20 protein-coding genes and 1 pseudogene are annotated in these 17,720 nt (G+C 68.3%); 7 read left to right on the top strand and 14 right to left on the bottom strand.

The genetic code is table 11. From position 1 onward, the window contains the following. Positions 1–111: 111 nt before the first annotated feature. Both AC1DWT_RS16740 and AC1DWT_RS16735 read left to right on the top strand, forming a co-directional pair. Positions 112–765, top strand: coding sequence for a hypothetical protein (locus tag AC1DWT_RS16740; protein ID WP_244163844.1), 654 nt, complete (start codon positions 112–114; stop codon positions 763–765). Beyond that, positions 762–1,535, top strand: coding sequence for a site-2 protease family protein (locus AC1DWT_RS16735; RefSeq protein WP_477921466.1), 774 nt, complete (start codon positions 762–764; stop codon positions 1,533–1,535). The genes AC1DWT_RS16740 and AC1DWT_RS16735 overlap by 4 nt, the downstream gene beginning before the upstream one ends. Before the next feature lie 39 nt (positions 1,536–1,574). Here the strand turns inward: AC1DWT_RS16735 and AC1DWT_RS16730 are convergent, their stop codons facing one another. From AC1DWT_RS16730 to AC1DWT_RS16715, 4 genes are read right to left on the bottom strand one after another with little or no spacing between them, the layout of a single operon-like run. Next, positions 1,575–2,057 (bottom strand): winged helix-turn-helix transcriptional regulator, encoded by a 483-nt coding sequence (locus tag AC1DWT_RS16730; protein ID WP_072937356.1) that lies wholly within the window; start codon positions 2,055–2,057, stop codon positions 1,575–1,577. Positions 2,058–2,098: 41 nt separating this feature from the next. Beyond that, positions 2,099–2,371, bottom strand: a complete 273-nt coding sequence (locus AC1DWT_RS16725; protein ID WP_037243613.1) for a DUF6510 family protein — start codon at positions 2,369–2,371, stop codon at positions 2,099–2,101. Positions 2,372–2,390: 19 nt separating this feature from the next. Then, on the bottom strand, positions 2,391–3,158 hold the full coding sequence (locus AC1DWT_RS16720; protein WP_095861271.1) for a ferredoxin reductase: 768 nt from the start codon (positions 3,156–3,158) through the stop codon (positions 2,391–2,393). Next, the gene (locus tag AC1DWT_RS16715; RefSeq protein WP_095861272.1) at positions 3,148–3,747 is read right to left on the bottom strand and encodes a molybdopterin-dependent oxidoreductase; all 600 of its coding nucleotides are present in this window, start codon (positions 3,745–3,747) and stop codon (positions 3,148–3,150) included. The genes AC1DWT_RS16720 and AC1DWT_RS16715 overlap by 11 nt, the downstream gene beginning before the upstream one ends. Positions 3,748–3,944: 197 nt before the next feature. On the opposite strand from AC1DWT_RS16715, the gene AC1DWT_RS16710 reads away from it, so the two are divergent. After that, positions 3,945–5,114 carry a thiolase family protein gene (locus AC1DWT_RS16710; protein WP_477921463.1) on the top strand — a complete coding sequence of 390 codons (1,170 nt, stop codon included), beginning with the start codon at positions 3,945–3,947 and terminating at the stop codon, positions 5,112–5,114. Positions 5,115–5,130: 16 nt separating this feature from the next. Here AC1DWT_RS16710 and AC1DWT_RS16705 read toward each other — a convergent pair whose 3' ends face one another. Beyond that, entirely contained in the window at positions 5,131–6,087 is a 957-nt protein-coding gene (locus tag AC1DWT_RS16705; RefSeq protein WP_072937360.1) for a helix-turn-helix transcriptional regulator, read from the bottom strand. A gap of 63 nt (positions 6,088–6,150) precedes the next feature. Between AC1DWT_RS16705 and AC1DWT_RS16700 the strand changes: the two genes are divergently transcribed. Next, entirely contained in the window at positions 6,151–6,612 is a 462-nt protein-coding gene (locus AC1DWT_RS16700; protein WP_072937361.1) for a pyridoxamine 5'-phosphate oxidase family protein, read from the top strand. 3 nt (positions 6,613–6,615) lie between these two features. Here AC1DWT_RS16700 and AC1DWT_RS16695 read toward each other — a convergent pair whose 3' ends face one another. The 4 genes from AC1DWT_RS16695 to AC1DWT_RS16680 all read right to left on the bottom strand — a co-directional run bounded on the left by AC1DWT_RS16695 (position 6,616) and on the right by AC1DWT_RS16680 (position 9,640). Continuing rightward, the gene (locus tag AC1DWT_RS16695; RefSeq protein ID WP_477921460.1) at positions 6,616–7,023 is read right to left on the bottom strand and encodes a hypothetical protein; all 408 of its coding nucleotides are present in this window, start codon (positions 7,021–7,023) and stop codon (positions 6,616–6,618) included. Positions 7,024–7,092: 69 nt separating this feature from the next. Next, positions 7,093–8,019, bottom strand: coding sequence for a cation diffusion facilitator family transporter (locus AC1DWT_RS16690; RefSeq protein ID WP_072937363.1), 927 nt, complete (start codon positions 8,017–8,019; stop codon positions 7,093–7,095). A 72-nt stretch (positions 8,020–8,091) separates the two neighbouring features. Next, on the bottom strand, positions 8,092–9,159 hold the full coding sequence (locus AC1DWT_RS16685) for an FUSC family protein (protein WP_083395590.1): 1,068 nt from the start codon (positions 9,157–9,159) through the stop codon (positions 8,092–8,094). A 64-nt stretch (positions 9,160–9,223) separates the two neighbouring features. Continuing rightward, positions 9,224–9,640, bottom strand: coding sequence for a DUF3151 domain-containing protein (locus tag AC1DWT_RS16680; protein WP_072937365.1), 417 nt, complete (start codon positions 9,638–9,640; stop codon positions 9,224–9,226). A gap of 138 nt (positions 9,641–9,778) precedes the next feature. Between AC1DWT_RS16680 and AC1DWT_RS16675 the strand changes: the two genes are divergently transcribed. Then, a complete protein-coding gene (locus tag AC1DWT_RS16675; protein ID WP_477921457.1) occupies positions 9,779–10,945 on the top strand; it encodes an Rv0361 family membrane protein in 1,167 nt (388 codons plus the stop codon). 59 nt (positions 10,946–11,004) lie between these two features. Here the strand turns inward: AC1DWT_RS16675 and fbaA are convergent, their stop codons facing one another. Then, complete coding sequence (gene fbaA / locus AC1DWT_RS16670; RefSeq protein ID WP_387485304.1) at positions 11,005–12,039, bottom strand: class II fructose-bisphosphate aldolase; 1,035 nt, start codon at positions 12,037–12,039, stop codon at positions 11,005–11,007. Between the two features lie 204 nt (positions 12,040–12,243). Between fbaA and AC1DWT_RS16665 the strand changes: the two genes are divergently transcribed. Continuing rightward, positions 12,244–12,975 (top strand): VTT domain-containing protein, encoded by a 732-nt coding sequence (locus tag AC1DWT_RS16665; protein ID WP_275957896.1) that lies wholly within the window; start codon positions 12,244–12,246, stop codon positions 12,973–12,975. Positions 12,976–13,000: 25 nt separating this feature from the next. Further along, positions 13,001–13,666: a DedA family protein gene (locus AC1DWT_RS16660; RefSeq protein WP_072937369.1), complete on the top strand. Its 666-nt coding sequence runs from the start codon at positions 13,001–13,003 to the stop codon at positions 13,664–13,666. Here the strand turns inward: AC1DWT_RS16660 and AC1DWT_RS16655 are convergent. From AC1DWT_RS16655 to AC1DWT_RS16640, 4 genes and pseudogenes are all read right to left on the bottom strand, one after another. Beyond that, positions 13,663–14,442: pseudogene (locus AC1DWT_RS16655) on the bottom strand (GTP-binding protein); the annotation flags it as partial. The gene AC1DWT_RS16660 and the pseudogene AC1DWT_RS16655 overlap by 4 nt on opposite strands. A 6-nt stretch (positions 14,443–14,448) precedes the next feature. Continuing rightward, the gene (locus AC1DWT_RS16650) at positions 14,449–15,804 is read right to left on the bottom strand and encodes an LLM class flavin-dependent oxidoreductase (protein ID WP_206015042.1); all 1,356 of its coding nucleotides are present in this window, start codon (positions 15,802–15,804) and stop codon (positions 14,449–14,451) included. Between the two features lie 67 nt (positions 15,805–15,871). Then, entirely contained in the window at positions 15,872–16,990 is a 1,119-nt protein-coding gene (locus AC1DWT_RS16645) for a glycoside hydrolase family 76 protein (protein WP_072937371.1), read from the bottom strand. Positions 16,991–17,024: 34 nt separating this feature from the next. Beyond that, entirely contained in the window at positions 17,025–17,717 is a 693-nt protein-coding gene (locus AC1DWT_RS16640) for a TrmH family RNA methyltransferase (protein WP_072937372.1), read from the bottom strand. Between the last annotated feature and the right edge of the window lie 3 nt (positions 17,718–17,720).

Raw genomic sequence — 17,720 nt, 5'->3', positions numbered from 1 at the left:
CCACAGTACGGCTGGGGAGGCCATCTCGGGCGTGCCTCTAGGATGATCCGAAAGGGAAGCTGCGGAAATCGCGGCGGGACATCCGGGCGAGGAGTGGCGTTGACCCCCGTAGTGCTCATTTGCGGCGACGTGCCGCTTCCCCTACCTCTGGGCTCCATTTCCACCTCGAGCGCACCTGCCGTCCCGGACAAGGACGACTTCGACGAGGTCTTCTCCAAACTTCAGGTCGTCGTGGATCCGCGACTGATCGTGGTGGGCAGCGACGCCGCCCTCGCGGCCACCCTGACCCGACTGATGCGCACCGAACGCCTGCACATCGAGCTCGCGTACGTCGCGGAGCATCGTTCGGACGCGACGGAGGCCTACCACCTGTCCTCCGGCGCCCGTGGCGCCCGCACCGCGCTGAAGGGGACGGCCAAACCGGTCCCCCTGATCCGCGACGACGCGGGGATCGCGCTCGTCGGGTGCGCCACCGTCACGGGTCCGGACGGGGGGCCGCTCGTCGGCGAGGCCTACGTCGACGACACCCGGTTGTTCTCGGGGACGACGACGAGCATGACCGTCACTCCGACCCCACGATTGCCCGGTATGCGGGCGTCGGTCGAACCTCGCAGGCGCTGGCTGCCGCGCCGCTGGGTCGAGGGTCGCGCCGTGCAGTTGGGTTCGCCCGCCGCGGCCCTCACCCGCGACGGCGTGCCGAACCCTCGCGACGTCAAGCGTTCGACGTTCTACCGCCACGACCAAGAGTGGCTGCTGGTCCGATGAACCTGCCCAGGGCGCGGACCACCGCTGTCCGTCCCAGTCCGGTCTTCCTGCTCGTCGTCGCGGTCGCGGTCGCCGGCGGTGTCCTCGCGTGGCGTGCCGAGCGGGAATCGGCCCTCGGCCACGTCGGGGTGTTCCTGCTGGTGGTCGCGGGATGGGTGGTGACGCTCTGCCTGCACGAGTTCGCGCACGCGTACACGGCGTGGCGGCACGGCGACACCGACGTCGAGGTGCGCGGCTACCTCACGCTCAACCCGGTGAAATACAGCCACCCACTGCTGTCGATCGGCCTGCCGGTGCTGTTCATCGCGCTCGGCGGGATCGGCTTGCCCGGCGGTGCGGTGTACCTGCGCACCGGGCTGTTTCCGCCGAAGGTGCAGGCACGGGTGTCACTCGCCGGACCCGCCGTGAATCTGGTGTCGGCGATCGTCCTCCTCGTGGCGATCCGCTGGTTCGGGCTCGGCGGCGACCACCTGGTGTTCTGGACGGGCCTGAGCTTTCTCGCATTCCTGCAGGTGATGGCGACCGTCCTCAACCTCCTGCCGGTCCCCGGACTCGACGGGTACGCCGCACTCGAGCCGTTCCTGCCGCCCCGCACCCGCAGGTCCGTCGACCAGTTCAAACCGTACGGACTGCTGATCCTCGTGGCGCTGCTGTTCGTGCCGTCGATCAACGTGGTGTTCTTCGACCTCATCTACCGGCTGTTCGAACTGTCCGGGGTGCCGGAGATCTACGCGCAGTACGGCAACCGTCTGATGCGCTTCTGGCTCTGACCCGTGAGTACTTGTTAACCGCCCGCGGTTGAGAAGTACTCACGGGCGGGGACGCATGGGGGTCAGCCGCAGTTCCGCCAGTGGCACCTCCCGGCCCGGACTGCGGACCTCGACGCGGACGGGTTCGCCGGTGGCGTCGTCCCGCAGTCCGATCGGCGGTCCGTACTCGCCCTGAAGGTATTTGTCGCCCCACTGCATCAGCGCGAGCACGGCAGGCAGGAGGTCGTGGCCCTTCTCGGTGAGCACGTACTCGTAGCGGGTGCGCTGCCCGGGCTCTTTGTAGGGTTGCCGCTCGAACAGGCCCTCGGCGGTCAACTCGCGCAGCCGAGACGCCGCCACGGCCTCGGTGATCCCGACCCGTTTCGCGAAGTCGTCGAATCGCGTGGTGCCGTAGTAGGCCTCGCGCAGGATCAGGACGGCCGACCGTGTGCCGATCACGTCCATCGCCTTGCCGATCGAGCAGTGCGTGGCCCGCCAGGTGTCGCGGTCTGCGAGAAAGCCGTCCAACCGTGCCGCGTCCATGCACTTCAGCGTAGCTGACTTTCGATTTCCATAGTCAGTGCTCACAATCGCCAGGACAGGTGCGACAGCCCGCTGGCGTCGAGTTCGAGCCCACGCGGCGTCGACACCAGCCGCAGCAGCACCTCCTGGCACCCCGGGCACCGCACGACGACGCCGGGCGCTCGCGTATAGACGTGCACGGCCGCCATCGGTCCGTCGAGACCGCAGAACCGGCACTGCCCGGTCGCCGCGGTCAGGTCGTGAACGAAGATTTCCGCGAACGGCCCGCCGAGAACGTTCCCGTCCTCGAAGTCGTTGCCCTGCAACGTACTCATCGACAAATCCTTCCTCCGGTCACGGCCCCGAGGGACCGAACCGCTCGGTCTTGATGTCGTCCGGCGAATGCCCGAGCGAGAGCAGCAGGCGAGCCGCCTCCTCGACGAATCCGGTGGGCCCGCACACGAAGCAGCGGGGCGCGAAGTCCGCCGGCCATCCCCATGCCGCGAGGTCGGCGGCAGTGATCCGACCCGCCGGGCGCCGCGGCGAGTCCTCGCGGGTGTGGAGGACGAACGTCTCGACTCCCCCGTCGCCGATCCCGGGCCGGTTCAGCTCGTCCGCGAACAATTCGTCGGCCCGCGTCCGGAGTGAGTACACGAGCCGGAACGGCGTGCGGTCGTGGCGGAACCGGCGCTCGCGAATCATCGACATCAGTGGGACCATGCCCGACCCACCCGCGACGAGAAGCACCGGCGCGCCGCCACCCTCGCGCGGCGACCACACGAACCAGCCACCGATCGGCCCCCGCACCTCGATCAGATTTCCGGCGTCGAACACGTCGGTCAGATAGGGAGACACCTCGCCGTCCGCCACCCGCTGGACGACCAGCTGGATTCGCCATCCGCCCACGGATCGCTCGACCGGCGCCGCCAGCGAGTAGCTCCGCTCGGTGGTGTACCCGTCGGGGCCGGTGAGGCGGAGATCTACGTGTTGTCCGGCGCGATGCCCCGGCCAGTCCGAGACCTCGAGGACCAGGGTCCGCGCACTCGCCGTCTCGGGCCACGAATCGACGAGTTCCGCTACTCGCCAGCTGAGCACGGCGCGGCCCATGAGCTCACTGGTCACCCTGGTACCTCTGCTCCCGCCACGGGTCGCCGCGATCGTGGTACCCGAGCTGTTCCCAGAAGCCCGGGACGTCCTGAGTGACGAGCTGGATCGACCGCACCCACTTGGCGGACTTCCAGAGGTAGAGATGCGGCACGAGCAGTCGGGCCGGACCGCCGTGCACCGGCGCGAGCGGCGCGCCCTCGTAGGTGTGCACGATCCAGGCCTTGCCACCCAGGACGTCCGAGACGGGGAGGTTCGTGGTGTAGCCGCCGTCGCATCCGACGAGGACGAATCCCGCGGACGTCTCGACGTCCGCGAACAGTGTGTCGACGGACACGCCCTTCCAGGAGGTTCCGAACTTCGACCATCGCGTGACGCAGTGAAGGTCGACCGTCGGCCACTCCTGCGGCAGCTTCATGAATTCGGCCCACGACCACTCGCGGCTGCGGCCGGTCTCGTCGGCCACCGACAGCGTCCATGTGTCGGTCGGGACGCGGGGCGTCGGTCCGGCCGAGAGGACCGGAAAGTCTCCCACCTCGTACTGGCCGGGCGGGAGAGCATGCTCGCTGCGGGGTCTGCCGTGGAAGCCGGGGGTGAGAACAGCCATGCCCCACGCTAGGACTGCGACGTGATCTTCGCAGCGCAAACCGACGATCCGAGGCGTCTGTCACACCTAACTTGCCAAAACCATAGTCAGGTGTACATTGCTGACTATAGATATCAATAGTCAGGTGGGGAAACCCCTGTGAGTACTTATTAACCGCCCGCGGTTAACAAGTACTCACAGCACCGAAAGGAAGAGCCATGAGAGACGCCGTCATCGTCGAGGCCGTCCGCACGCCGATCGGTAAGGGCAAGCCCTCGGGCGCCCTGCACGGAGTGCACCCCGTCGACCTCCTCGCCCACAGCCTGTCGACCCTCGTCGAGCGCACGGGAATCGATCCCGCACTGATCGACGACGTCATCGGCGGCACCGTCACCCAGGTCGGGGACCAGAGCCAGAACATCACCCGCAGTGCGCTTCTCGCCGCAGGATTCCCCGAATCCGTCCCCGGCACGACCGTCGACCGGCAGTGCGGCAGCAGCCAGCAGGCCGTCCACTTCGCCGCGCAGGGCGTGCTGTCGGGCGCCTACGACATCGTCGTCGCCGCCGGTGTCGAATCAATGAGCCGAGTTCCGATGGGGTCCAGCAGCATCGGACGCGAATCGATGGGCGTCGGCTTCGAACGCCGCTACCCCGACGGCCTCGTCCCGCAGGGCATCAGCGCCGAACTCATCGCCGCCCGGTGGGGGCTCTCGCGTGCCCAACTGGACGAGTTCGCGCTGCGCAGCCACCACAAGGCCGCGACGGCAACGACTGCCGGGAACTTCACGAAGGAACTCGCCGTCCTCCCGGAACTGAGCGTCGACGAGGCCATCCGGCCGGACACGACGGCGGCCGCACTCGCCGGCCTGCGACCCGCATTCCGCAGCGACGTCTACGGCGAGCGGTTCCCGCAGATCGACTGGTCGATCACCGCGGGCAACAGCAGTCCCCTGTCGGACGGCAGTGCGGCGCTCATGATCACCACGAGCGAGATCGCGGGACGCCTCGGACTGCGGCCTCTGGCCCGGCTCCACAGTTTCTCCGTCATCGGCGACGACCCGCTGATGATGCTCACCGCTGTGATTCCCGCGACGCGTAAGGTGCTGCAGCGCAGCGGCCTCGACATCTCCGACATCGACCTCTTCGAGGTCAACGAGGCCTTCGCACCGGTGGTTCTGGCCTGGGCAGCGGAGACCGGAGCCGACCTGGACCGCGTCAACGTGCACGGCGGCGCGATCGCGCTCGGACATCCGCTGGGGGCCAGCGGCGTGCGGCTCATGACCACGCTGGTGAACGCCATGGAGCAGCGCGGGGCACGGTTCGCGCTGCAGACCATGTGCGAGGCGGGCGGACTCGCCAACGCCACCGTCCTCGAACGCCTCCAGTAACGCCCGAACGGCCGGCTCAACCGTTCCGGCGGGTGATCGCCTCTCCCACCGCACGCAGCGATTCCCGCAGCGAGTGCGGCTGGAGCACTTCGACTCCCCCGCCGAGAACGGTCAGCTGGTCGAGGGCCACATCCTCGGCCTCGAGCAGCAGGTCGACGGTGACCCAGCCGTCGCCGTCGGGCGGGCCGGGTTCGACGCGAGCGGCCTCGACCCCGACCACCCGGGGCAGCCGGCGCCACGCCGTGGGCGAGAGCCGCACCCTGCACCGGAATCGCAGGAGAGCACGGTCGAATTCGGCCACCGAGGCCGTCCACCACGCACCCAGATCGAAATTGTCGGGCCGCACCGCCGGCTGCCCCAGCACGGTCGCATCACTGATCCGCGACACGCGGTACGACAACGTCCGTCCCCGATGCTGTGCGACGAGATACCAGACGCCGGCCTTCGCCACCACACCCAGGGGGTCGAGTGTTCTTGCCGCCACACGGTTCCCCTTGCGGTAACGAATGCCCAGACGCCGCCCCTCGAGCACCGCGGACGCGACGACCGGGAGGTCGCCGTTGTCACGTGGTCCGTCGAACCAGCCGGGGGCGTCAACGTAGAGCCGGTCCCGCCACAGCTGCGCCCCGGCCCGCAACGGAACCGGCAACGCCCCCAACAGCTTCGACTGCGCCGCCGCGGTGACGTCGCGCAGACCGAGATCCTCGGCGATCGACGGGACCCCGAGCAACATCAACGCGGACGTCTCCTCCCCCGTCATGCCGCCGAGGTTCGACTGCCAGCCGTCCAGCAACCGGATCCCGCCCCCGGGTCCGCTCTCCGTCCACACCGGAACCCCCGCCGCCGACAACGCCGTGACGTCGCGATACACGGTGCGAACCGACACGCCCAGTTCGTCCGCGAGTTGTTGCGCGGTGGCCCCGCGACTGCCCTCCAGACGGAGCATCACCTCGACGAGCCGACTCGAACGCATCCTCCGAGTCTAGAGAATATCCCTGACAGTAGATGTCAGGGATTGGGGCGCACACTGGTCCACATGACCAACTGGGCACAGTTCGAGACAGAAGCACCCGACCTCGCCAAGGCCGTCGCCACGCGCTTCGAGGCGCACAAACACCACGTGCTGGCCACGCTCCGCAAGGACGGCTCTCCGCGGGTGAGCGGCACCGAGGTCGAGTTCCACGACGGGGCGTTGCTGCTCGGTTCGATGGTCGGCGCCCGCAAAGTGCAGGACCTGCAACGCGATCCGCGGTACTCCCTCCACAGCAACCCCGGTCACCACACGATGGAGGGCGGCGACGCCAAGATCAGCGGCCACGCCCGGGAGATCCGCGGGGAACGGAAACAGCAGATCGTCGACCGCTACCCCGACGAGATTCCCGAGGCGGACGTCTTCGAACTCGACCTCGACGAGGTCGTGCACACCACCGTCGACGGCGAGCACCTGTACGTCGATCTGTGGCGGCCGGGTGCCGGCGTCACCCGGTTCACCAAGTGACGGTCACTGCGTGACGGCGAACCCGAAGCCGAGCGTGCAGGGCTGCGACGCCGTACCCGCACCATCGGCGTCATAGCTGCCGCCGGGAATCAGGTGGGCGGTGAAGCCGGGCAGATCCTTCTCGACACCCTTACCGTTCGTCAACGGCCCGGACGTGCCGATCGTCGGCGCCTGGCCGCCGAAGTTGAGGTAGGTCACCTGGGCGTCGGTCGTGGCTTTCTCCGGCCCCTTGAATTGCCACTCGACCTTATTGCCTTCCTTGTCGACACCGAGCGTCGCGGCGGGCTTACAGTTCGCCAGCGGGTCGGGCATGAACGGCGCGGCCGAGGCGGGGGCGGGTGCTGCGAAGAGGGCGGCCGCACCGAGTGCGGCAACGGCGACGGGTCGTGCGAACGCTGCGAGAGTGGGCATGGTGTTCCCTTCCGTAAGTCGTCCCACAACGGTTGCCCGCCGCGATACCGGACGAAACAGACAGGGCGCCTACCAGGTGACGTTCTCTGCGCAGTGGCGTCCGTTGGCGGTGGACTCGACCTGCACGGTCGCATGCGAGAGGTGGTGGCTCTCGAGGACGGTCCGCGCCGCTTCGAGGACAGCGGACGAGTCGGCGTCGGTGGTGAGGTGGACGGTGGCCACGTCCATTCCCGTGGTGAGCGTCCACACGTGCAGGTCGTGCACGCCGGTCACCCCGGGTAGCGCCTCGAGGTCGGCTTGCACCGATTCGACGTCGACGTCCTCGGGTGAGGCCTGGGTGAGGATGCGCAGCGACGCGGCGGCCAGTTTCATGGCCCGCGGCACCACCCACAGTGAGATGAGGACGCCGACGATGATGTCGGCGTAGGTCCAGTCGAACACCAGCACAACGGCGCCGGCGATGAGCACGCCGACACTGCCGACGGCGTCCGCGAGCACTTCGAGGTAGGCGCCGCGGACGGCCAGGCTGTCCTTGGAATCGGCGCGCAGCATGAGCATCACCACGAGGTTCGCGGCGAGACCGACGGATGCGGTGAGGATCAGCGCCATGCCGGGAAGTTCGGGGACGTCGCCGATGCGGGAGATGGCCTCGTAGAACACCCAGATCGCGACGGCGAGCAGCATCGCGGCGTTGGCCATGGCCGTGAGCACTTCGGCGCGGTGCCAGCCGAAGGTCCGGGCGGCGGTGGTACTTCCCTTGCGTGCCAGAAGAAGTGCGACGAGCCCCATCGACATTCCGACGACGTCGGTCAGCATGTGCCCGGCGTCGGCGAGCAGCGCCAGCGAGTTCACGGTCAGACCCACGACCACTTCGAGCACCAGGAACGCGAGGAGGATGACGAGTGCAATCACCATGCGGCGTATCCGCCCTCGTGACGGGCCTACCTCACCGCTGCCTTGCGTGTTGCCGTGCGAATGGCCGTGACCGACTCCCATGGGTGAGCCTCCTCCCGAGTTGTGCCGATCATATGCGTACATGCGCATATGTTCAACAGCGTRCTCGGGCGGTCAGAGCTCGGGACGATACGCCGGTTTCTCCACGGTCGGCGGCAGCGTCGCGATGGCCGAGATGCGTTTCAGCCCTGCGACCTGCAGAAGGTCGACGGTCAACGACCGGATCTGCGCGAAGACGACCGTGGCCGACAGGCCCGCGTTCTCCACCAGTTCCGGTTTCAATCCGGACGCCACCGACCGCAGCACCCGCGCCGCCTCGGCCTGGTCGGGTTGCTGGCCGGGGTCCGCGAGCGCCATCTGCCGGAGGGTTTCCAACGCGTGGGCGAGTTTCTCCACCTGGTCGACGAGCCGGGGATTGAGGATCTCGTCGTCCCGCACCAGCGTGAGCGACCGCCGCGCGAGAACCCGGATGTTGCGCAACGCATTGTCGAGTGGGTCCGCGGCCGCGGTGAGTCGTTCGAGCCGGCCGCGGGTGTTCCAGTACAGCGGCGAGATCCGGCTGATCTCGCGGCCGCCCGCGAGGTGGGTGCGCAGCGTGTCGATGGACGCCTGCGTTGCCCGCGCCTTCTGCAGCGCCTCCTCGATGGGCTTGTCGTCGTTGGCCACCAAACCGTCGGCCACCAGCTGCATCACCTCGGATGCCGTCCCGAGAACGTTCGCGGCGTACTTCCGCGCCCGCCCCACGGGATGCGTGGGAATCAGCGCGACGACGGCGATCCCCACCAGACCACCGGTCAGTGCGTCCACCATCCGGTTTATACCCGCAGCGCCGCCGGGCGGAAGCAGCGTCGCCACGAGCACCGCGGAGTTTCCCGCCTGCATCGAGAAGATCGGACCGCTGTTCAGCAACACCGCCGCCGACATCGCCAGCACCACGACGAGCGTGATCTGCCAGGCGCCGCTCCCGATGACGGAGACGATGAGGTCGCCGACCCCGATCCCGATCGTGACACCGGCCACCAATTCGACGGAACGGCGCAGGCGGGCGCCGAGAGAGAGTCCCAGCGACACCACCGCGGCGATCGGCGCGAAGAACGGCGTCGGGTGGCCGATCACTACCGTCGCCACCCACCAGGCCGCGCCGGCCGCGATCGCGCACTGCAGGATGGGAAGTGCCGACACCCGCAGCCGCTGGGCCGAAGTCCTCAGCCCGTCCCGGCCACGGACTTTCGCCGTGCTGAGGGCGTTAACCGACGCCAAGCGCTTCGGCGGCTCGGGGATCGCAGTCCTCGAGTAGATCGAGGCACCGCGCGTACTCGTCCGTTTCGCCGATCGCCTTCGCCGCCTTCGCCAGGACGGCGACGCAGCGGAGGAAACCGCGGTTGGCCTCGTGGCTGTAGGGAACCGGGCCGAAACCCTTCCAGCCGTTGCGACGCAACTGGTCCAGGCCACGGTGGTACCCGGTACGCGCATACGCGTAGGCCGTGATGGTCTGGTCGGCGTCGAGGGCAGCCTCGGCCAGGTAGGCCCATGCGATGGATGCGGTGGGATGGGCGGCTGCGACGGAAGCCGGATCCTCGTGGTTCAACAGGGCCGACTCGGCCTCGTCGTCCCCGGGAAGCAGCGTGGGCTGTGGTCCGAGAAGGTCACCGAAAGACGTCATGCGCCTATTGTGCCCCCGCCGCGGCGCCGTCACTGCGTCGGCCCACGTCCGCGACGCGCCCTGTCGTGGTCTCCGATGACTCGCGATGTCGTTAGGCTGCCTCCAACGTTCATTTCTCTGCAGACCGAGGGGCAGCGCGTGCAGGACCCGAAGAAAGACGATCCGACTCAGAAGCCGGCCACGGACACACCGTCCGGCCCGGCTGCGGCCAACCTTGGCAAGGCCGCGGACGCGACCGCGAAACCTGCGAAGTCCGCGCAGCCCGTGCCGAAGGCAAAGTCCTCGCCCGAGGCAGCGCCTACTGCGGACGCCGAGCCCACCGCGCCGAAGTCGCCCGAGCCGAAGCCCCCGCAGAAGAAGGCACCCGAGAAGCCGGCAGAGAAGCCCGCCGAGCCGCAGTCCGAACTGCCCAAGCCCCCGGCGCCCCGCCCGCGGGCGGAGGCACCTCAGGGCGCCGCGGCTTCCGCAGCGAAGCCGCAGGAGAAGGCGTCCGAGGCGGCCACCACCGCGATCCCCACGCAGACGGGTGGACGGGCCGCACCCGAGGCCGCGACGGTGCAGATGCACCGCACCCCGAACACTCAGAACCCGAAGGCGCAGAATCAGCGGGGCCAGGCGAAGGCGCCGTCCGGCGACGAGACGGTCGCGATCCCGGTGACCAGGCCCGCCGTCCCGTCGACACCGCCGCCACCCCGGCCGGCGTCTCAGGCGAACCGGCCTCAGCAGCCGCAGAACGGGCGGCCCGTCCCCCCGCCGCCCGCTCCCCCGCGCCCGGCGCCCGCACCGCCGAAGGCCGCACCGCAGCGAGTGCTGCCGCCGCAGCAGAGTGCGCCGCAACGCGTCGCCGCGGCCGAGAAGCCTGCGAAGAAGCACGGGAAGGCGTGGCTGTTCGCCGCGATCGCCGCCGGCGTCATCGTCGTTGCCGCCATCGCGGTCGCCGGGATCGTGGTCTACAACAACAACCAGGCCGAGAATTCACCCGAAGCTCAGGTGCAGGGAACGATCGACACGTTCGTCGCGGCTCTCACCCAGGGCGACCTGGCGACGCTGCGCACCAGCACCTGCGGCAGCCTCGCCGAGTACTACCAGGGCATTTCCGATCAGGATTTCGCCGAGGTCCACCAGGTCGCCGTGACGCAGCAGAACATTCCGGTGGTCGGCGGCGTCGATGCGGTGCAGATCACCGGTGACACGGCCATCGCCCAGGTGAAGGCCCACACGGCCGCCAACCCGGGCGAGCAGTCGTGGCGCACGTTCAACCTCGAGAAGGTCGACGGTACCTGGAAGATCTGCGACCCCAGGTAAACGCCTGTGCGCCTTTCCGGTAGCTACAGCTACCAGAAAGGCGCACGAGCCCGAAGGGCCTATCCCGAGACGGAACGTCCCGCGGACTTGAGGTCGTTGCAGGCCTCGATGACGCGGGCCGTCATGCCGGCCTCCGCCTTCTTCAGGTAGCTGCGGGGGTCGTAGACCTTCTTGTTGCCGACCTCGCCGTCGACCTTCAACACGCCGTCGTAGTTGCTGAACATGTGGCCCACGAGCGGACGGGTGAACGCGTACTGGGTGTCGGTGTCGACGTTCATCTTCACGACGCCGTAGTTCAGCGCGGCCTCGATCTCCGACTTCAGCGAGCCCGATCCGCCGTGGAAGACGAAGTCGAACGGCTGCGAGCCGTCGGACAGGCCGAGCTTCGCGGAGGCGACCTTCTGGCCGGTCTCGAGCACCTCGGGACGCAGCTTCACGTTGCCCGGCTTGTAGACGCCGTGCACGTTGCCGAACGTGGCGGCCAGCAGGTACTTGCCGTTCTCGCCGGTGCCGAGCGCGTCGACGGTCTTCTCGAAGTCCTCGGGCGACGTGTAGAGCTTGTCGTTGATCTCCGCTTCCACACCGTCCTCTTCACCACCGACGACGCCGATCTCGACCTCGAGGATGATGTTGGCTGCCTTCGCCTTCGCGAGGAGCTCCTGGGCGATCTCCAGGTTCTCGTCGATCGGAACGGCCGAACCGTCCCACATGTGGGACTGGAACAGCGGGTTGCGGCCGGCCTCGACGCGCTGGCGCGAGATCTCGAGCAGCGGGCGGACGAACGTGTCGAGCTTGTCCTTGGGGCAGTGGTCGGTGTGCAGGGCGATCGTGACGTCGTACTTCGCGGCGATCACGTGAGCGAACTCGGCGAGTGCGACCGCGCCGGTCACCATGTCCTTGACGCCCAGGCCCGAACCGAACTCGGCGCCACCGGTCGAGAACTGGATGATGCCGTCACTGCCGGCGTCCGCGAAGCCTTTGATGGCGGCGTTGATGGTTTCGGAAGAAGTGCAGTTGATGGCGGGGAAGGCAAAGGAGTGCTCCTTGGCCCGACCAAGCATCTCGGCGTAGACCTCGGGAGTCGCGATTGGCACGGCGGCAGTCCTCCATAAAGAGTCGATTTCGGCGCGCGCGATCAGCGCAGCGCGCGATGTGGTCCTAGCAGTATGGCAATACCGGTAGCGTACGTCTCCCGGTGGCTGTCACGGCACCCCGTTTCGGCGGGTCCGCGGCCCGGCCGAAACTCCATGACCTGCACTATTCCGACAGTCGGGGATTCCGCCGGTACGCTGAGGGCCGTGATTGTGCAGGCAGCATCGGATTCCGTGACCAACCTCGCGTTGTTGCCGGGATTCCTCGACCCGGTGAACCTCCTCAACTCCTTCGGCACGTGGGTGCTCGTCGGACTCCTCCTGGTCGTCTTCATCGAGTCGGGTTTGCTGTTCCCCCTGCTCCCCGGCGACTCGCTCCTCTTCACCGCGGGACTCATCGCGGCGTCGAAGTCGACGGAGATCGAACCGTTCGCTCCCCTCTGGGCGCTGCTGGTTCTGATCCCGATCGCCGCGATCCTCGGCGACCAGGTCGGCTTCTTCATCGGCAGCAAGGGCGGGACCGCCCTGTTCAAGAGCGACGACGCGCGGTTCTTCAAGAAGAAGTACATCGACGAGTCGCACGCCTTCTTCGAGAAGCACGGCCCCATCACCATCATCCTGGCCCGGTTCGTTCCGATCGTGCGCACGTTCGCGCCGGTCGTCGCGGGTGCGTCGCGGATGAAGTACCCCCTGTTCCTGACGTACAACATCGTGGGCGGCATCCTGTGGGGCGCCGGCGTCACGCTGCTCGGCTACCTGCTCGGGCAGATCGAGTTCATCCGCGACAACGTCGACGTCATCTTCCTGCTGATCGTCTTCGTGTCCGTGCTGCCGATCATCGTGGAGGTGGGCAAGCGCATCGTGAAGTCCCGCCAGGGCACGAACTCCGCGACCGAGGATCCGCAACCGGTCACCACCCCCACCGATCCGACTTCCTGACACCGATCGGGGTAGCGCACTGACGATGGTCACCACGGCAGCAGGCAGCTTCGGGCCTCTCGTCTCGGCCGGCCCAGCGCTGGTCTGGGTCGTCGTCCTCGCGTTCGTGTTCATCGAGTGCGCGGTGATCCTGGGTCTGTTCCTGCCCGGCGACTCGATGCTGATCACCGCCGGAATCGTGCTGTCCAACCACGCGTCGGGCTCCGGCCACGTGTGGGCGCTGTCGGTCGGGGCGATGATCGCCGCCATCTGCGGAAATCAGGTGGGGTACGTCATCGGTCACCGCACCGGCAACCGCATCCACGCCCGCAAGGGCGGGAAATATCTCAACTACGCCAACCTCCACAAGGTGAATGTCCTGCTGGAGAAGCACGGCTTCTGGGCAGTTCTCGTCGCGCGCTGGATTCCGTGGATCCGCACCCTGTGCCCGCTGGTCGCCGGTGCGGCCAAGATGAACCACACCAAATACACGATCGCCAGTACTATCGGCGCCATCTTCTGGGCGCCCGTACTGCTGCTCATCGGCTTCTACTTCGGCTCGTTCCTCGACCGGGTGTCGTGGCTGATGCCGGCGGTGCTCGCCGGGATGGTCACACTGCTGGTGATCGGCACGGCCCTCGGGGTGTGGCACTACCGGCAGGAGATGGCGCGGCCACCCGAAGATGTGGCCGTCGAAGAAGTACTGGACTAGTGCCGATGCACCGGCTCCCACGCGGGCAGCGGGTCGTCGAACCGCACCCACGCCGCCGGTCCTGACGCCAGCTCGTCGTCCGTGAGCAGCGCCGGGTCGAGGATCCGCCGCGGTCCGTCGGGATCGAGGCGGACGCCGATGAACACGATCTCCTGCCCCGGACGTTCGTCCGTGGACGCCCACAGCTGGGCGGGTTCGATCACGAGATTCGGGCCGGCCTGCGACCAGACGGCGGCGAGGCCGGGGCGGCTCGCGATCCAGCAGAAGCCCTTGCTGCGGAGCAGGCCGGTGAACCGTCCCAGCGCCTGCTCGAGCCGTGCCGGGTGGAACGGCCGCGACGCCCGGTAGGTGACGCTGCGGATGCCATATTCCTCGGTTTCCGGGGTGTGCCCCGCGGCCAGTTCCTCCGCCCACCCGGGCAGCTCGGCCGACGCCTCCGGGTCGTACAGACCCGTGCCGAGTGCCTCGCCGGGATCGACGACGCCGCGCGTGGTGCGCAGCAGTGTCGCGGCGGGGTTGAGTCTGCGCAGAGCAGCTTCGACCGCGCCGGCGGCACTCTCGCTCACCAGATCCGTCTTGTTGAGCAGGACGACGTCGGCGAACTCCACCTGGTCGACGAGGAGGTCGGAGATGCTGCGCTCGTCGCCCTCCCCCGCCTCGAGATTCCGGTCGTCGAGACGCTCACCCCTGGCCAGTTCGCCGAGGAACGTCGACGCATCCACCACCGTCACCATCGTGTCGAGGGCGGCGACCGAGCCGAGGCTGAACCTCGGCTCGTGCGACTACAGCGCGACGGTGCCCGACGCGTCCGCGTACTGGCTCTCGGGGCGCGGCAACCCGAAGTGGTCGCGCAGCGTGGTGCCCGAGTACTCGGTGCGGAACAGTCCACGCTCCTGCAGGATCGGGACCACCTTCTGCGCGAACACCTCGAGGCCGCCCGGGTAGTACGGCGGCATGACATTGAACCCGTCCGCCGCGCCCTGCGTGAACCATTCCTCGATGGTGTCGGCGACCTGCACCGGCGTCCCGACGACGACCCGGTGCCCGCGCGCACCTGCGAGACGGTGCAGCAGTCCGCGCAGCGTCGGGTTCTCCCGCTCGACGATGCCGGCGATCACCTGCAGACGGCTCTGCTTGTTGTCCGTGACGTCGCCGGCGTCCCCGAACAGTCCGGCAGGCACGGGGGCGTCGAGATCGAGGTGCCGCACGCTCGAGCCGGTGAGAGCCTCGAGTTGGGCGATCCCGTACTCGGGCGAGGTCAGTTCGTTGAACTCCCGCTCCAGGTCCCGCGCCTCGGCCTCGGTGTCGCCGAGGAACGGGCTGATGCCGGGAAGGATCTTCACGTGCTCCGGGTTGCGGCCGAACTGCACCGCCCGCTGCTTGACGTCGGCGTAGAACGCCTGCCCGTCCGACAACCGCTGGTGCGCGGTGAAAATGGCCTCGGCGTACTGTCCCGCGAACGCGCGGCCCTCGTTGGACGCACCCGCCTGCACCAGCACCGGGTGTCCCTGCGGCGAGCGCGGCGCGTTGAACGGTCCCCGCACCCGCAGGTGGCGTCCGACGTAGTTGATCTCGTGGATCTTCGACGGGTCCGCGTAGATGCCTGCGGCCTTGTCGATCAGGATGGCGTCGTCCTCCCAGCTGTCCCACAGCTTGACGGTCGCGTCGACGAATTCCCGCGCCCGCGCGTAGCGGTCGGCGTGGTCCGGATGGCTGGGCAGTCCGAAGTTGGCCGCCGCCACCTCGGTTCCGGTGGTCACGATGTTCCAGCCGGCCCGGCCTCGGGAGATGTGATCGAGGGACGCGAACAGCCGTGCGAGGTTGTAGGGCTCGAAGTACGTCGTGGACGCGGTCGCGATCAGCCCGATCCGTTCGGTGGCCGTCGCGATGGCCGTCAGCAGCGTGATGGGCTCGAGTGCCCCGGCGGCACCGTGCTCGACGTCGCTGCGCAGGGCGGGGCCGTCGGCGAAGAAGATCGCGTCCAGCTTCGCGGCTTCCGCTGTCTGCGCGATCTCCTGGAAGTAGGAGACGTCGTACAGCCGCTCGGGCGTCGTGAGCGGGTGCCGCCACGCCGACTCGTGGTGCCCGGCCGGGTAGATGAACGCGTTGAGACTCAGCTGCCGCTGTTGATCTGACATAACGAACTGTCTAACAGCGCCGAATCCGGGGCGATACGGTTAATTTTCGCGTGATTCGAACCGTCGCCTAGCGTCGCGGATACCCCGCCGCGGACACCATGTGCGCGGCCTCCATCAGCATCCAGCCACCGAGCTGCACGGACATGTCGCGTTCCGGGATCCCGGACGAGCGCACGGTGCCCCCCGTGAACGTGGCGATTCCCCCGCCCATCCCCGGCAGCTGCGCCTGCCGGGTCCAATCGTGGCCGAACAGCGGCTGCCCCTCGATCTGCAGCCGGTTCTCCCACGCCGATTCCGCGGAGGTCAGCACGAGCTGGGCGGCGATCTCCCGGGCCCGGATGTCGGCGGGCGACTCCCACGGCAGCATCACCGCGGTCAGCGCCAGATACCGTGCGAGGATCCCGTTGAACAGGCCGCCGTCTCCCCCACCGCCGCCGTCGATGACGCCGTGGGGTGCGAGGTGTTCGTCGATGGCGTCGACCAGCCGGTGGGTCCGGTTGCGGTGCCGGGGCGAACCGAGGCGCACGGCAAGTTCGGTTTCGAGTCCGAGCACGACGCCCTGACAGTAGGAGTAGATGTTCTTTTCGATCTCGCCGCCGGGGTGGATGCCGTCGGCGATCAGGTTGGTGTGCACGTCCCGCAGCGTGTCGTCGATCCAGTCGGCGGTGGCCTGGGCGCGCCACAGCTTTCCGGTGCGGGCCAGCATGATCCCGGCCGGTCCGTTGGCGGGCGCGTTGTAGAAATTCGAGCCCTTCCGCCACGGGATGCCGCCTCCGGCCTCGGGCGCCCAGGCGTCGAACAACTGGGATTCGAGCGCCTGCACCGCACTTCTGTTGTCTATGAAGTGCATTCGCTGGGCACGCTCGAGGGCGATCCCCAACCAGGCCATGTCGTCGTAATAGTTGTTGGTCCAGCCCGAGATGTTCCGCAGACGGTGGCTGCGCGCCAGTTTCACGATGCGACGACGACGACGCGGCGTGGGGTCGCGTTCGAGCGCGTCGACGGCGCAGTCGAGCAGATGGGCCTGCCACCAGTAGTGCCAGCTGAGGAACAGCCGCTCGCGCCGCACCGCCGGCCAGGCGACGACGCCCAGGGTGGTGCCCGGGAGCGCCCACAGCCGGCGAAGGTGCCTGCTCACCACCGCTTCTTCAGCGGCGTCCGCGCGCGCCGACCACGAGTCCTGCATAAGAGTTGATCTTGCCTATTCGCCGGGGGTTCCGCTACCACGCACGACCGAGGTCGGCGTGCTGACGAACCCACGCATGCATGGCGATTCCTGCGGCGACACCCGCGTTGATGCTGCGGGTGGAACCGAACTGCGCGATCGACACCGTCATCGCCGCAACCTCTTTCGCCTGGTCGGTGACTCCCGGCCCCTCCTGCCCGAACAGGAGCACGCAGTCGCGGGGCAGGCTCGCCGTCTCGAGCGGCACCGACCCGGGCGTGTTGTCGACGGCCACGATGGTGAGACCTCTCTCACGTGCGAAGTCGACGAGGCCGTCGACGTCCGGGTGGTGGAGGACGTGCTGGTACCGGTCGGTGACCATGGCGCCGCGCCGGTTCCAGCGTCGGCGTCCCACGATGTGGACCGCCGCGGCGGCGAACGCGTTGGCGGTGCGCACCACCGTCCCGATGTTCGCGTCGTGCCCGAAGTTCTCGATGGCCACGTGGAGCGGGTGGCGACGGCTGTCGATGTCCGCGACGATCGCTTCCCGCGTCCAGTACCGGTAGGCGTCGACCACGTTGCGGCGATCGCCACCGGCCAGCAGTTCGGGGTCGTACCGCAGGTCGGTGGGGGCCGGGGTGTCGTGCTCCTCGGTCCACGGGCCGACGCCGTTCGGGTTCTCTCCCCATTCGGTGGGACCCGTCTCGGCGACCTCGACCTCCACCGGGCCCGTCTCGACTCCGCTCACGAC

Source organism: Rhodococcus sp. P4_B6 (genome assembly GCF_056402215.1).
Note: the sequence above shows the minus strand (reverse complement) of the source record. Positions and strands in the feature narration are given on the sequence as shown.

Excerpts from the sequence above, each read along its gene's own strand:
- AC1DWT_RS16735 (WP_477921466.1), top strand. The coding sequence starts at position 762 with ATGAACCTGCCCAGGGCGCGGACCACCGCTGTCCGTCCCAGTCCGGTC.
- AC1DWT_RS16730 (WP_072937356.1), bottom strand. The coding sequence starts at position 2,057 with ATGGACGCGGCACGGTTGGACGGCTTTCTCGCAGACCGCGACACCTGG.
- AC1DWT_RS16725 (WP_037243613.1), bottom strand. The coding sequence starts at position 2,371 with ATGAGTACGTTGCAGGGCAACGACTTCGAGGACGGGAACGTTCTCGGC.
- AC1DWT_RS16715 (WP_095861272.1), bottom strand. The coding sequence starts at position 3,747 with ATGGCTGTTCTCACCCCCGGCTTCCACGGCAGACCCCGCAGCGAGCAT.
- AC1DWT_RS16710 (WP_477921463.1), top strand. The coding sequence starts at position 3,945 with ATGAGAGACGCCGTCATCGTCGAGGCCGTCCGCACGCCGATCGGTAAG.
- AC1DWT_RS16705 (WP_072937360.1), bottom strand. The coding sequence starts at position 6,087 with ATGCGTTCGAGTCGGCTCGTCGAGGTGATGCTCCGTCTGGAGGGCAGT.
- AC1DWT_RS16700 (WP_072937361.1), top strand. The coding sequence starts at position 6,151 with ATGACCAACTGGGCACAGTTCGAGACAGAAGCACCCGACCTCGCCAAG.
- AC1DWT_RS16695 (WP_477921460.1), bottom strand. The coding sequence starts at position 7,023 with ATGCCCACTCTCGCAGCGTTCGCACGACCCGTCGCCGTTGCCGCACTC.
- AC1DWT_RS16690 (WP_072937363.1), bottom strand. The coding sequence starts at position 8,019 with ATGGGAGTCGGTCACGGCCATTCGCACGGCAACACGCAAGGCAGCGGT.
- AC1DWT_RS16680 (WP_072937365.1), bottom strand. The coding sequence starts at position 9,640 with ATGACGTCTTTCGGTGACCTTCTCGGACCACAGCCCACGCTGCTTCCC.
- AC1DWT_RS16660 (WP_072937369.1), top strand. The coding sequence starts at position 13,001 with ATGGTCACCACGGCAGCAGGCAGCTTCGGGCCTCTCGTCTCGGCCGGC.
- AC1DWT_RS16650 (WP_206015042.1), bottom strand. The coding sequence starts at position 15,804 with ATGTCAGATCAACAGCGGCAGCTGAGTCTCAACGCGTTCATCTACCCG.
- AC1DWT_RS16645 (WP_072937371.1), bottom strand. The coding sequence starts at position 16,990 with ATGCAGGACTCGTGGTCGGCGCGCGCGGACGCCGCTGAAGAAGCGGTG.